The following is a 13,177-nucleotide window of genomic DNA, read 5'->3' on the forward strand; positions in this document are numbered from 1 at the left end:
GATGGCCGTCGATCTCGCCCGCGCCGCCGCCGTCCCGCACGGCCAGCCGCGCCTCCCGTTCGCGCAGCGCCTCGCGCTGCCCGACGGGCTCGTACCCCTTCTGAGCCGGACCGGCTGGATGCTGGTCTCGGTCGGCTGTTTCGCCGGCCTCTGGGAGTTGCTCTGGGCGCTCGGCGTCGCCGATGCCAAGCTGCTTCCGCCGCCGCACATCTTCCTCGGCAACCTCGTCGAGCAGGCGCGGTTCTTCAACACCGCCCAGCGCTGGCAGATCGGCACCGGTATGAGCGCCGGCCCGAGCCCCGCCATGGCGGTTCTGATCACCGTGCTGGCCTCCACGGGCCGGGTGCTGGCGGGCCTCGCCTTGGCCGCGACCCTGTCGATCCTGGTCGGCGTGGCGATCCGCTACGTCGTGCTGTTCGAGCGGCTGACCCTGCCGACCATCACGTTGCTGGCACCGGTCTCGCCGATCGCATGGTTGCCGGTGGCGATCTTCATGTTCGGGATCGGCAACGCCCCGGCGATCTTCATGGTGTTCATCGCCCTGTTCTTCACGATGGTCCTCTCGACCATCCATCAGATCGACGGCGTCAACCGGAACTACATCAACGTCGCCCGGACCATGGGGGCGTCGAAGCGTCAGATCTATGCCCGAGTGATCGTGCCGGCGATCCTGCCGGGACTGCTCGCGGTGCTGCGCCTCAACCTGTTCGGAGCCTGGATGGTGGTGCTCGTCGCCGAGGCGACCGGCGTCGGCTACGGGCTCGGCCAGGTGATCATGCTGGCGCGCAACACCTTCAACCCGTCGCTGGTCTTCTTCACCATCACCCTGATCGGCCTCCTGGGCTTCGCCTTCGACCTGCTGTTCCGCCTGGTGCAGCGGCGCATGCTCTACTGGCTGCCGCGCGATGCGGGGTCCTCCCTTGGCCTCTGAGTCCGCTCCCCTCGACGCCGTCTCTTGCCGCGGCGTCGCCAAGGTCTGGGCGGCCGGCACCGCTCGCGCCCACGATGCGCTGCGCGACATCGACATCACCGTGCGGCCCGGTGAGTTCGTGGTGTTCCTCGGTCCTTCGGGCTGCGGGAAGAGCACGCTGCTCTACCTGATCGCCGGGCTCGAAGCCGCCTCCGGCGGCGAGCTCCTGGCCTTCGGCGAGGCCGTCACCGGGCCGTCGCCGGAGCGCAGCCTGATCTTCCAGGAGACGTCGCTCTTCCCTTGGCTCAGCGTCTGGCAGAACGTCAGCTTCGGCCTGTCGCTGAAGGGGGTGCCGGAAGCAGAACGCCGGAGCATCGCCCGGGCCGCGCTCCAGCGCGTCGGCCTCGCCGAAGCTTTCGACAAGCGACCCGACGAGCTGTCGGGCGGCATGCGCCAGCGGGTGGCGGTCGCCCGTGCGCTGGCAATGCGCCCCAAGGTTTTGCTGATGGACGAGCCTTTCGCGGCGCTCGACGTCCAGACCCGCCAGAAGATGCAAGATTTCTTGCTCGACGTCTGGCGCGACAGCAGCGCGTCGGTCCTGTTCGTGACCCATCACATCGACGAGGCCGTGGCGCTCGCTGACCGGGTGGTGGTGTTCACCGCACGCCCCGGGCGGATCAAGACGATCGTCCGCAACGACCTCGCCCGCCCGCGCGACCCATTCTCGCCTGGAGCCGAGGCGATGCGGCGGCACCTCACCGAACTCCTGCGCGACGAGGTCGACCGCGCCTTCGCCGAGCAGGAAGCGCTCGTCTGAACCCCTTCCCCGATCACACGGACACGACCATGACCACATCGCTGATCCGCAGCCGGCGGATGATCACCCGCACCCTCGACCACGATCGCTGGGAGGAGATCGCCGACGGCGCGGTGCTGCAGAAGGACGGGATCATCGCGGCCGTCGGCACCTACGCGGACCTGCATGCCCGCTACCCCGACGCCCCCGTCATCGGCTCGGGCCGGGAGATCCTGCTACCGGGCTTCGTCAACGGCCACCACCATGTCGGCCTGACGCCGGTCCAGCTCGGCTCCCCCGACATGCCGCTGGAGCTGTGGTTCGTGACCCGAATGGTGGCGCGCAACCTCAACCTGTACCTCGACACCCTGTACTCCGCTTTCGAGATGGTCAGCTCGGGGATCACCACGGTCCAGCACATCCACGGCTGGATGCCTGGCTCCCTGGAGGAGGTCGAGGCGCGCTCGAACGAGGTGTTGCGCGCCTATCGCGACATCGGCATGCGGGTCTCGTACTGCTTCGCGGTGCGCGACCAGAACCGCCTCGTCTACCAGGCGGACATGGATTTCGTGGCGAGCCTGCCGGCGCCGCTCCAGGACCCGATGAAGCGCTGGTTCGAGCGCTTCCAGATGTCGCTGGAGGACAATTTCGCCCTGTTCCGCGGCCTGCACGGTGCCCAGGAGGGAGCGCGCCGAGCGAAGATACAGCTTGCACCCGCCAATCTCCACTGGTGCTCCGACGCGGCGCTCGAGGGCCTCGCCGGGCTCTCCGAATCCTACGACGTGCCGATGCACATGCATCTCGTCGAGACCGCCTACCAGAAGGCCTATGCGGAGAAGCGCGGCGGTGGGACCGCGGTGGAGTATCTGGACCGCTTCGGCATGCTCGGGCCGCGGCTAACCCTCGGCCACGGCGTCTGGCTGAACGAGTCCGACATCGACCGGGTGGCCGAGACCGGCACCTGCATCTGCCACAATTGCTCGTCGAACTTCCGGCTGCGCTCGGGCGTGGCGGCACTCAATCAATTCGAGGCGAAGGGGATCAACACGGCCATCGGCCTCGACGAGGCCGGCATCAACGACGACCGCGACATGCTGCAGGAGATGCGCCTCGTGCTGCGCGCCCACCGGGTGCCAGGGATGGACGAGGCCGATGTGCCCAGCATGGCCCAGGTGCTGCGCATGGCGACCGTCGGCGGCGCCCGCACCACGCCCTACGGCGACAGCCTCGGTACGATCGAGGTCGGCAAGGCTGCCGACCTCGTCCTGCTCGATTGGGACCAGATCGCCTACCCGTATCTCGACCCGGCGACGCCGCTCCTCGACGCGGTGATCCAGCGGGCGAAGACCGGCGGCGTCACCACGGTGCTGTGCGAGGGCGAGGTGCTCTACGCCGACGGGCGTTTCACCCGAGTGGACAAGGATGCCGCCCTGAAGGCGCTGCACGACGACCTGTCACGGGCGCTGTCGGACGACGAGGTCGAGCGGCGGCAGCTCTCGAAGGCGCTCCTGCCGCATGCGAGGCGCTTCTACGCCAACTACATCGACCCCGCGCGGCACGAGCCCTTCTACCGCTCGAGTTCGCGCGTCTGAGGCGCGCAGTTCCACGAAGAGCCGGACGTTCAGCCCGCGTCCCACTATCGTGAGCGCGCACTTTCGGGCCTCAGGGCGCACGTGGAATCGTGCGAGAGGCGCGGGTCGCGCACGCGGCATCGGGGCGGCTCCGCAGCGTCGCCGGCGGCGCTGGCGATGGGGTGTTCGCAGCGGAAGGACAGCGATGGAAATGGTTTCAGCGATCCGCTCAGCGACCCGTGCGCAGAGAGCCTGGGTCGAGGACCTGTTTGCGCAGATCGCCGAATGCGGCCGAACCGATCCCGGATTCATGCGAGCCTCGTACAGTCCCGAAGAGACCGCCGCGCACGCCGTGATGATGCGCTGCGCCGCCGATCTCGGGCTCGCCGTCCATCGGGACGCCGCCGCCAACACCTACCTGACCCTGCCGGGCCGCGATCGGAGTCTACCGCCGATCCTGATCGGCTCCCACCTCGACACTGTTGCCCATGGCGGCAACTACGACGGCGCTGCCGGGGTGGTGGCCGGACTCGCGGCCATCGCGGCGATCCGCAGCCTCGGCCTGAGGCCGGCGCGCGACCTGACCGTCATGGGCGTGCGCGCCGAGGAGAGCGTCTGGTTCCAGGTCTCGTATGTCGGCAGCCGGGCGGCCCTCGGCACCCTGCCGGACGGAGCGCTCGACGCAGTCCGGATCGACAGCAGCCGGCGTCTTGCCGAGCATATCGCCCGTGAGGGCGGCGATCCGGAGGCTTTGGTGAGTGGGAAGGCCGCCCTCGACGCCGGGGCGATCCACGCCTTCCTGGAGGTGCATATCGAGCAGGCGCCGAGTCTCGAGGAAGCCGGGATCCCGGTCGGCCTCTGTACCGGGATCCCGGGCAACGTGCGCTATCCCGACGTCCGCATCGCCGGGCGTTACGACCATGTCGGCACGCCGCGCCGTTTCCGTCGCGATGCGGCCATGGCCGGCGCCGAGATCGCCCTGGCCCTCGACCAGGTCTGGCAGGCGCGCGAGGCGGCCGGCTGCCCGATGGCCGTGACCTTCGGACGGTTCCATACCGATGCCGCGGCCCATGGCCTGACGACGGTGCCGGGCGAGTTCCGGTTCAGCCTCGACATGCGGGCCTACGAGGCCGAGGTCCTGTCGGAGATCGAGGCCGCGTTCCTAGACGCGGTGGTGACGGTCGCGGAGAGCCGCGGCGTGACGGTGGCGCTCGGCCCGCGCACCGAGGCGGGCGTCGGTATGGTCTCGGCCAGGATCTACGACGGGCTCACGGCGGCGGCGGCGGCGCTCGGCATCACCACCCGGCCCCTCGGCAGCCCGGCCTCCCACGATGCCGCCGCCTTCGCCAAGGCCGGCGTGCCGATGGCCATGCTGTTCGTGCGCAACGCCAATGGCAGCCACAACCCCAATGAAGCCATGGCCATCGATGATCTTCTCGATGCCGTCGCGATCCTCGCCAGTTGGCTGGTTGCGGAGACCTGCGGGATCTGAGGCCGAGCTGTCAGGCCGAGAAACGCGCGGGTCCGCCCCTCGGACTGCCGAGGACCGCATCCTCGCGCATGACGGGCTGGCCGCGCACGATCGTGGCCATTGGCCAGCCCGTTACGGCAGTGCCTGCGAACGGCGTCCAGCCGCAGGGCGAGACGATCCAAGACTCCTCTATCGTGCGGCGCGCCTTCAGGTCCACGAGGGTGAAATCCGCGTCGTACCCGGCGGCGATGCGACCCTTGCCCAGGAGGCCGTAGACCCGAGCTGGACCGGCCGCCATCAGGTCGACGAGGCGCGCCAGCGACAGGCGCCCAGCTGCGACATGGTCGAGCATGACCGGGACTAAGGTTTGGACTCCGGTCAGGCCGGCCGGACAGTCGGGCCAGGGCCGCTCCTTGGCTGCCCGGGCATGGGGTGCGTGGTCGCTGCCGATCGTATCGACGGTCCCGTCTTGCACGGCGGCCCAGGCAGCAGCCCGATGGCGCTCGCCGCGGATGGGAGGATTCATCACTCCGAACCCGCCGAGCCTGTCGTAGCAGTCGGGCGCCACCTGGGTCAGGTGGTTGACCAAGACCTCGACGGTCGCGATGTCGCGATAGTCCCGGAGGTATTCGAGTTCCTCGGCGGTGGACACGTGGAGGATGTGCGTCGCTCGGCCGGTCTTACGGGCCAGTGCCATCAGGCGTCGGGTCCCCAGGAATGCGCATTCCTCGTCACGCCACTCCATGTGAGTCCGGTGCGGCTGCCCCCGGCTGAAGAGCGGCTTGCGCGCCTGGAGGCGGTATTCGTCCTCGCTGTGGAAGGCTATGCGCCGATGGCCGGACCGCATCGCCCGCTCGAGATGCGCGTCGTCCTCGATCATCAGGGAGGCTGTGGAGCTCCCCGCGAAAACCTTCACGGCGCAGACTCCGGGCTCGCGCTCGAGCGCGGCGAGTGCGTCGATGTTGGTCTTGGCGCCGGCCACGTACAGGCCGATGTCGCACCAGCTGCGGCCAGCGATGTAGTCGCGTTTCCAGGCGAGGCGCTCGAAATCAGCGATCGGCGGATCGGTGTTGGGCATGTCGAACAGGGTGGCGATCCCGCCCAAAACCGCAGCCCGCGTGCCGCTCTCGATCGTCTCCACGGCCGGATCGCCGGGATCGCGCAGGTGTACATGACTGTCGATCAGGCCCGGCAGGACATGCAAGCCGTCGGCGTCGATCAGCACCTCCGCGGTCGCGCCGATGGGCGCTCCGATGGCTACGATGCACCCATCGCGAACGCCGATATCGGCGACTTCGGCGCTCCAGGGCGTGACGCAGGTGCCGCCGCGGATCAGCAGGTCATAGTGCATCGGCATTCCTCCCTAAGGGGCCGCCCGAAGCAGTACAGCCCCGAGGGCTGCGGCGACGGCCTGCTGACAGGGTTCGACGACCGGGCGCCCGATCGCGCGCTCGACCGCTATCCGGTGGGGCGCCATGCCGGCACAACCGAGCACGATGGCGTCGGCGCCGTCCTGCTCGATCAGGATCCGGGCCGCCGCGATTAGACGTATGCGGATGGCCTCGTCCGCCGTCTCGGCCGCCAGCGCCTCAATCGGCCGGCTGCCGGCATAGCGCTCCCCGAGGCCCATCTGGCGGACCATCCGGCGCTGGCGGCGCACGCTGCCCTCCGACAGCGCCACAATGCCGAAGCGCTCACCGAGGGTGAGCGAGCGAAGGATCCCCCATTCGGCGATGCCCATCACCGGCCGGCCGGCGGCGACCTGGCGGGCGGTCTGCAGACCCGGGTCGCTGAAGCAGGCGATGACGAAGGCGTCCGCCGAATCCTCTGCAATGCGCCGCGCCAGCGGCATCACCACATAATCCGCGTCCTGCCGCGAGGAGATGCTCTCGGGCCCTTCCGGCAGATCCGTCACGGTGATGTCGGGACCGCTCGGCAGGCGCAGCGGCGCCAGCGCCGCATCGATGGCGACCGTCACGGTTCGGGAGGAATTCGGGTTGATCACCAGGATGCGCGCCGGCCTGATGGCGCCGGGATTGGGCATGCCTCCTCCTGTTCGTCCCGCCAAGAGCTGCCTTGCCGCCGACGGACCGATCCCGATCTAGCGAGATTCGGGCCGCGCCACCTTCGACGCTCGCCCGATCGGGCACTGATCTTGCCCCCGGACCCGACCCGGTTAGGAGTTTCTCGATGCACGACAGCGCTGCGGACAAGACGGCCGGCGTAACCCTGGTGAAAGGGGCCCGGTGGGTCGTCGCCTGGGATCCCGACAGCGGCGGCCATGTCTATCGCACCGGCGCGGACGTCGCCTTCGAGGACGGCGCCCTCATCCATGTCGGTCCGAACTACGCGGGGGCCCCGGCCGTCCGGACCGTCGACGCATCCGGCTGCATGATCATGCCCGGGCTCGTGGACATCCACACGCACCTGTTCTCGGAACCGATGAACAAGGGCATGTGGGACGAGGTCGGCAGCCCACGGCTCTACAATACTTCGCTCTACGAGTACTTGCCGATCCTGCGTCCGGATGTGGAGGGCACGCGGGCCGCCTATGGGGTCGCGCTGGCCGAGCTGGCTCTCTCGGGAGTCACGACCGTGTGCGACCTCGCCCTGCCGAGCGAGGGCTGGCTCGACCTCCTCGGAAGCTCGGGCCTGCGAGTCTGCATCGCCCCGATGTTCCGGTCCGGCCGCTGGCTAACCCGGAACGGCCACAGCGTGGAGTACGAATGGGACGAGGTCGCCGGCCGACGCGGCCTGGATCAGGCCCTGGCCGAGATCGAGGGAGCGGAGGCGCATCCGAGCGGACGTCTCTTCGGTATGCTCTGCCCGGCGCAGGTGGACACCTGCACGGCGGAGCTGATGCGAGATGCCCATGCCGAGGCGGTGCGGCGCGACCTGCGCTTCCACACCCATGCAGCGCAGTCCCTGTCGGAGTTCCACGAGATCACCCGCCGCACCGGCATGACGCCGATCGAGTGGCTCGACGATCTGGGGGTGCTCACCGAGCGCACCATCGTGGGCCACGGGATCTTCCTCGACGACCATCCCTGGACCCACTGGCACAGCCCGGGCTCGGACATGCAGCGCTTGGCCGAGCGCGGCGCCACGGTAGCCCATTGCCCGACGGTCTTCGCCCGCCGCGGCATCGCACTCAATCATTTCGGCCGCTACGTCCAAGCCGGCATCAACATGGGCATCGGCACCGATGTCTATCCGCACAACATGCTCGACGAGATGCGCCTTGTCTCGTACCTCGCCCGGGTCGTGGCTGAGAACCCCCGTGACACCCGCGCGGCGGACGTGTTCCACGCCGCCACAATCGGCGGGGCCCGGGCGCTGGGGCGCTCCGATATCGGCCGGCTAATGCCGGGCTGCAAGGCTGACTTCGTGCTCGTGGACTGCGCGCATCCCGCCATGCGGCCGTGCCGCGACCCCGTGCAATCGCTGATCTATTCGGCGGCCGACCGCGCGGTGCGGCAGGTCTTCGTCGATGGCCGCGAGATCGTGCGCGACGGCCGCGTACTGACGGTCGATTACGCGGCCGCCGCCGCAGCCCTTGAGGAAGCGCAAGGTCGCGCGCTCGCGCAGATCCGGCAGCTGGACTGGGCGGGGCGCGGCCCCGACGCCATCGCCCCGCCGACCTTCCCGGGGCTGTGAGGCCTCGGCGCCGCGAGCTTCAGGCGGGCCGCACGTTCCAGAAAGTCGGAAACCCGTCGAGGATCCCGGTGAGGCCGGAGCGATAGGCGGTCGGCTGCAGGTACTGGCCAAGGGGATAGTAGGGCACGTCCTCCATGGCCTGGAGCTGGATGTCCCGGCAGAGGGCGGCGCGCGCCGCCTCGTCCGGGGCCGTGAACCACGCCTCGCGCAGGGCTTCGATCCGCGGCGTCGTGGCCCAGCCGGCATAGCCGGTCTCGCCGGTTCCCCGCAGGGCGATGTAGCCGGCGGGATTGAGCCAATCCGTACCGGACCAGTTCGTGACGAAGGCGCTCCAGCCGCCCTCGGAGACCGGCCCCTTGCGGTTGCGCCGCTGCAGCATCGCGTTGAACTCGACCGCGTAGACCTCGACATTCATGCCGACGCGTTGCAGCAGGTCGGCGGCGACTTGGCCGAGTGCCAGGAGCGGCGCCGAGTTCGACGGCACCATCAGCAGCACGGTCTCGCCGGCATAGCCGGCAGCCTTGAGGTCGGCGCGCACCTGCGCCGGATCGCGTGGCGTCGTGAGCGGCGCGAGCCCGTCCGTCGAGGCCATCGGCGTGTCGGGACAGAAGAAGCCGAGCGGCACGTGGAACAGGCCGGGATCGTCGGCGCCCACGACGCCCTGCATGCAGGAGGTCTGGTCGATCGCCCCCCAGAGCGCCCGCCGGATGGCCGGGTTGTTGAAGGGCGGCTGCAAGTGGTTGACCCGCAGCATCGTCACGAAGCCGGTCGAATCGAGTACGCGGGTGCTCACGCCCTTGGCCGCTTTCAGCAGACCCAGTTGGTCGTGCGAGGCGTATTCCTGCCAATCAGCCTCGCCGGCGATCAGCGCGGAGGTCGCCGTGGAAGTGTCGCCGATGACGCGCCACTCGACTCGGTCGTAGTGGGCGACCTTTGGACCTGAGGTCCAGGTGAGCGGGCCGTCCTTGCGGGGCACGTAGCCCTCGAAGCGGGTGTAGACGGTCCGGTCACCGGGCACCCGCTCGTCCGCCTTGAAGCGGAACGGCCCGGAGCCGATGAGTTCGGGCACCTGTTGGAACGGGTCCGTGACGGCGAGGCGCTCCGGCATCATCGCGCAGACCGGCACCGAGGCTTTGCCCAGCGCGATCGGCAGGAGCGGGAAAGGGCGCTTGAGGTGGAACCGAATGGTCCGATCATCGGGCGCCGACAGCTCTTCCGTCGCCTCCAGGAGCGAGCCACCGAAGGGGTCGCGCTTGGCCCAGCGCCGCAGGGAGGCCACGCAGTCGCGGGCGAGCACACGGGCTCCGTCGTGGAAGAGGAGGCCGTCGCGCAGGGTCAGATCCCAGCGGCGCCCATCCGCCTCGACACGATGGCCATCGACCATCTGGGGCGTGGCGCGGAAAGAGGCGTCCATGCCGTAGAGCGTGTCGAAGACCATGTAGCCATGGTTGCGGGTGATGTACGCGAAGGTCGTGACCGGATCGAGGGTCACGAGGTCCTGCTGCGGGATGAAGCGCAGGGTGGAGGCGGTAGCCGCCCTGACCAGGGCTGGGGCCGCGACCGCGTTGGCGACCACGGCGCCCGCACCCTGCAACAGCGTCCGTCGCTTCATGGAAGACTTCCCGATCTATCTCGGCGTGATCGTTGTGCGTTGATCCCAGCCCGGACCCACCGAGCGATCCAGCTCGCGGGCGCTTGCAGGAATGGGGCCGAACAACGGCGCTTAGATCAGGAGAAAGCGTATTCCGGTCATTCCAAGTGTTAAGGCGCGATCAAGCAAGCCTCACACAACGATCGGGCGTGCTGTGGGATAACATGAGGCGTCAACACGCTACCTTTACTGCGCCGGCATACGCCGCCCGCGCCATCCCCGACTTCTCTGGTCCTAACTGATCCTCTCTATCGGCCGGGTTCAAAGCCAGCCGGTCAGATCACCTGCGCGACGTCATCCAAGCTGTGCCGACCTCAGAAGTCGTGTGCGCTTGGCGCGATCCGATCCAGACCGCATGCGCTGCCGGTCACGTGCTTGCGGATGGGGCCTTCGCGCGCTGCGCTCTCAGGGTATCGGCGATGACGACACCGGTGCGCAGCACGTGCCGATAGGCAATGGCGCCCGCTTCCGTGGCATCGCGCGCGTCGAGAGCCGCGAACAGATCGCGGTGTTCCCGAGCCGATTCCGCCCAACGGCTGCCAGTCGAGAGCGCCCGCAGGCGTGCCCATTGGGCTCGGGCCTGGAGCGGCGCGTGGGCCTCGGCCAATGGCCGGTTGTGGGCGGCCGTCACGATCGTCCGGTGGATCTCTTGGTTGAGGGCGAAATAAGCGTCGAGCACCTTGTCCCGGTGCATGCAATCGAGCCGCGCCTGCTTCTCGCGCAGTTCGTCCAAGAGGGTGTCGGAGATCCGAATCGCTGCGAGTTCCGCGGTCAGCCGCTCGATGCCCGCCAATGCCTCGAACAGTTCGAGGACCTCTTCCGGCTCCCAGTCCGGAACGCGCGCGCTCCGGTTCTGATGCAGCTCGACCAGACCCTCTGCCGCCAGAAGCTTTAGGGCTTCCCGCAACGGCGTGCGGGAAACCCCAAGCGCGATCGAGAGGTCCTTCTCGACCAGGGGTGCGCCCGCCGGCAGCACGCCGCGGACGATCATGTCCTTGAGCCGGCTGGCTGCCCGCTCGTGTAGGCCGGTTCGCGGGAGCGGGGCGGCCGGGACAATCAGGGCCTTGCGGGGGCGGCCCCTTGGGCGTGCGACATCGTCCATCGATTTTCCAACTCTACGCGACCGCTCTACCGCATCCGAGCGCCGGGCCCGTGATCCATTTTTGGCGTCTTTGCGGTTCCGTAACAGGCATTTGCGCAAATTGCATGCAGCATGCAGAAAATACCTTGTTGGTCGGACGCGCCTGGATGATGCTCGCCGCATCGGAGACATATGCGATGGCGGAACCGAACAGGACGACGCGTCTGGGCATGCTCACGCCCTCGTCGAACAGCGTGCTGGAGCCGGTGACCGCGCATCTGCTCGCCGGCTGCGCGCAGGTCAGCGCGCATTTCTCACGCTTCCGGGTCACGCAGATCGGCCTGTCGCAGGCGGCCCTGGGGCAGTTCGACCCCGAGCCGATCCTGATGGCGGCCGAGCTGCTCGCCGATGCCCGGGTGGCGGCGATCCTTTGGAACGGCACCTCCGGCGCGTGGCTGGGCTTCGACGCGGACGAGCGCCTGCGCGACGCGATCGAGGACCGGACCGGTTGCCCCGCCTCCACCGCCGCGCTCGCCTTCCGCGATCTGTTCCGCGCTCGGGGCTATCGCCGGATCGGTCTCGTGACGCCCTATACGGGCGACGTCCAGCGGCAGATCCAGGCGAATTGGGAGGCGGCCGGCCTCGACTGCGCCGCCGAGCGCCATTGCGGCCTGTCAGAGAACTTCGCCTTCGCCACGGTCGGCCCGGAGGCGATCGCCCAGATGGTCCGCGCGGTGGCGGCCGAGGGCGTCGATGCGGTGGCGATCGTCTGCACCAACCTTGCGGGCGCGGCGCTTGCCCCGGCTTTGGAGGCCGAACTCGGCGTGCCGGTCCTCGACTCGGTCGCCGTCACCCTCTGGAAGGGCCTGGACCTCGCCGGCTGCACCCATGCGGATCTCGCCGCGCGGGGCCGCGTGTTCGCGGAGGCCCGGCCGTGAGCGCCGCGGCCGGAGGCGGGACCTCCCTGATCCTCGACGGGATCACCCAGCGCTACGGTACGGCGCTCGCCGTCGACACCGTGACCCTCGACATCAAGGGCGGCGAACTCGTCGCCCTGCTCGGCCCCTCCGGCTGCGGCAAGACCACCCTGCTGCGGGCGGTGGCCGGCTTCCTGAAACCCACGGAGGGGCGCGTCATCATCGGGGGGCAGGCGGTCGATCACCTGCCGCCGAACCGGCGCACCGTCGGCATCGTGTTCCAGAACTACGCCCTGTTCCCCCATATTAGCGTGGCCGAGAACGTCGCCTACGGGCTCGCCGCCCGGGGCGTCGGTCGTGCCGAGCAGAAGGCGCGCGTGGCCGAGATGTTGGCCCTCGTGCGCCTGGAGCATCTGGCCGAGCGCTACCCGCGGGCGATGTCGGGCGGTCAGCAGCAGCGCGTGGCGCTCGCCCGGGCGCTCGCGGTGCGGCCCTCGATCCTGCTCCTCGATGAGCCCTTCGCGGCCCTCGACAAGAATCTGCGCCTCGACATGCAGATCGAGATCAAGCGCATCCAGCGCAGCGCCGGCACCACCACGCTGATCGTCACGCACGACCAGGAGGAGGCCCTGTCGATGGCCGACCGGGTCGCGGTGCTCAATGCCGGCCGCCTGGAGCAGTTCGCCCCGCCGACCGACATCTACGACCGCCCCGAGACGCTGTTCGTCAATACCTTCGTGGGCACGGCCAACGTCCTGCACGGTCAGCTCGCGACCGGGCCGGATGGCGGCCGCGCGGTGGCGCTCGCCGGCGGCGGTCTTCTCCCCACCGTCACCGCCCTGCCAGACGGGACGCGCGTAGCCGCCTGCCTGCGGCCCGAGCACGTCGCCTTCGAAACGGATGGGGAGGGACTCGACGGCGTCGTCGAGATCGGCCTGCCGCTCGGCGCCACGCTGGTCCACGAGATCCGCCTGGACGGCGGCGCACGCCTGAAGACTGCCGAGGCCCGTGCGGCGGGCGCCGGCCCGCGATCGCCCGGCGCGCGCGTGCGCCTGCGCCCGACCGCGCCGGAGCGGGTCGGCGTCTTCCCCGACCCCCGCCACTGAAGCCGAGCCGCCCGGAG

Annotated in this window: 11 protein-coding genes; 7 read left to right on the forward strand and 4 right to left on the reverse strand. The window is 69.3% G+C overall.

Translation table 11 applies throughout. From position 1 onward, the window contains the following. Position 1: 1 nt before the first annotated feature. From MKK65_RS22095 to MKK65_RS22110, 4 genes are all read left to right on the forward strand, one after another. Positions 2–931: an ABC transporter permease gene (locus tag MKK65_RS22095; protein ID WP_007558348.1), complete on the forward strand. Its 930-nt coding sequence runs from the start codon at positions 2–4 to the stop codon at positions 929–931. Beyond that, complete coding sequence (locus MKK65_RS22100) at positions 921–1,727, forward strand: ABC transporter ATP-binding protein (RefSeq protein ID WP_243960219.1); 807 nt, start codon at positions 921–923, stop codon at positions 1,725–1,727. The genes MKK65_RS22095 and MKK65_RS22100 overlap by 11 nt, the downstream gene beginning before the upstream one ends. A 29-nt stretch (positions 1,728–1,756) precedes the next feature. Further along, on the forward strand, positions 1,757–3,298 hold the full coding sequence (locus MKK65_RS22105; protein WP_243960220.1) for an amidohydrolase family protein: 1,542 nt from the start codon (positions 1,757–1,759) through the stop codon (positions 3,296–3,298). 184 nt (positions 3,299–3,482) lie between these two features. After that, positions 3,483–4,769: a Zn-dependent hydrolase gene (locus tag MKK65_RS22110; protein WP_243960221.1), complete on the forward strand. Its 1,287-nt coding sequence runs from the start codon at positions 3,483–3,485 to the stop codon at positions 4,767–4,769. 10 nt (positions 4,770–4,779) lie between these two features. On the opposite strand, the gene MKK65_RS22115 is transcribed toward MKK65_RS22110, so the two are convergent. Together MKK65_RS22115 and MKK65_RS22120 are read right to left on the reverse strand one after the other, a co-directional pair. Then, positions 4,780–6,099 (reverse strand): dihydroorotase, encoded by a 1,320-nt coding sequence (locus tag MKK65_RS22115; RefSeq protein ID WP_243960222.1) that lies wholly within the window; start codon positions 6,097–6,099, stop codon positions 4,780–4,782. Between the two features lie 12 nt (positions 6,100–6,111). Beyond that, positions 6,112–6,792: an aspartate/glutamate racemase family protein gene (locus MKK65_RS22120; RefSeq protein ID WP_243960223.1), complete on the reverse strand. Its 681-nt coding sequence runs from the start codon at positions 6,790–6,792 to the stop codon at positions 6,112–6,114. A gap of 146 nt (positions 6,793–6,938) precedes the next feature. Here MKK65_RS22120 and MKK65_RS22125 point away from each other — a divergent pair, with 146 nt between their 5' ends. Then, the gene (locus MKK65_RS22125; RefSeq protein ID WP_243960224.1) at positions 6,939–8,405 is read left to right on the forward strand and encodes an amidohydrolase family protein; all 1,467 of its coding nucleotides are present in this window, start codon (positions 6,939–6,941) and stop codon (positions 8,403–8,405) included. A 19-nt stretch (positions 8,406–8,424) separates the two neighbouring features. Here the strand turns inward: MKK65_RS22125 and MKK65_RS22130 are convergent, their stop codons facing one another. After that, positions 8,425–10,017, reverse strand: coding sequence for an ABC transporter substrate-binding protein (locus tag MKK65_RS22130; RefSeq protein WP_243960225.1), 1,593 nt, complete (start codon positions 10,015–10,017; stop codon positions 8,425–8,427). 406 nt (positions 10,018–10,423) lie between these two features. Beyond that, entirely contained in the window at positions 10,424–11,158 is a 735-nt protein-coding gene (locus MKK65_RS22135) for a GntR family transcriptional regulator (RefSeq protein WP_058192344.1), read from the reverse strand. A 176-nt stretch (positions 11,159–11,334) separates the two neighbouring features. Between MKK65_RS22135 and MKK65_RS22140 the strand changes: the two genes are divergently transcribed. Both MKK65_RS22140 and MKK65_RS22145 read left to right on the forward strand, forming a co-directional pair. Beyond that, the gene (locus tag MKK65_RS22140; RefSeq protein WP_243960226.1) at positions 11,335–12,075 is read left to right on the forward strand and encodes an aspartate/glutamate racemase family protein; all 741 of its coding nucleotides are present in this window, start codon (positions 11,335–11,337) and stop codon (positions 12,073–12,075) included. Beyond that, positions 12,072–13,160, forward strand: coding sequence for an ABC transporter ATP-binding protein (locus MKK65_RS22145; protein ID WP_243960227.1), 1,089 nt, complete (start codon positions 12,072–12,074; stop codon positions 13,158–13,160). Before MKK65_RS22140 ends, MKK65_RS22145 begins: the two co-directional genes overlap by 4 nt. Positions 13,161–13,177 lie beyond the last annotated feature (17 nt).

The sequence above is a fragment of the Methylobacterium sp. J-001 genome, from assembly GCF_022829565.1.
Taxonomy (GTDB): Bacteria; Pseudomonadota; Alphaproteobacteria; order Rhizobiales; family Beijerinckiaceae; genus Methylobacterium.

Excerpts from the sequence above, each read along its gene's own strand:
- MKK65_RS22095 (WP_007558348.1), top strand. The coding sequence starts at position 2 with ATGGCCGTCGATCTCGCCCGCGCCGCCGCCGTCCCGCACGGCCAGCCG.
- MKK65_RS22110 (WP_243960221.1), top strand. The coding sequence starts at position 3,483 with ATGGAAATGGTTTCAGCGATCCGCTCAGCGACCCGTGCGCAGAGAGCC.
- MKK65_RS22115 (WP_243960222.1), bottom strand. The coding sequence starts at position 6,099 with ATGCACTATGACCTGCTGATCCGCGGCGGCACCTGCGTCACGCCCTGG.
- MKK65_RS22125 (WP_243960224.1), top strand. The coding sequence starts at position 6,939 with ATGCACGACAGCGCTGCGGACAAGACGGCCGGCGTAACCCTGGTGAAA.
- MKK65_RS22130 (WP_243960225.1), bottom strand. The coding sequence starts at position 10,017 with ATGAAGCGACGGACGCTGTTGCAGGGTGCGGGCGCCGTGGTCGCCAAC.
- MKK65_RS22120 (WP_243960223.1), bottom strand. The coding sequence starts at position 6,792 with ATGCCCAATCCCGGCGCCATCAGGCCGGCGCGCATCCTGGTGATCAAC.
- MKK65_RS22105 (WP_243960220.1), top strand. The coding sequence starts at position 1,757 with ATGACCACATCGCTGATCCGCAGCCGGCGGATGATCACCCGCACCCTC.
- MKK65_RS22140 (WP_243960226.1), top strand. The coding sequence starts at position 11,335 with ATGGCGGAACCGAACAGGACGACGCGTCTGGGCATGCTCACGCCCTCG.
- MKK65_RS22135 (WP_058192344.1), bottom strand. The coding sequence starts at position 11,158 with ATGGACGATGTCGCACGCCCAAGGGGCCGCCCCCGCAAGGCCCTGATT.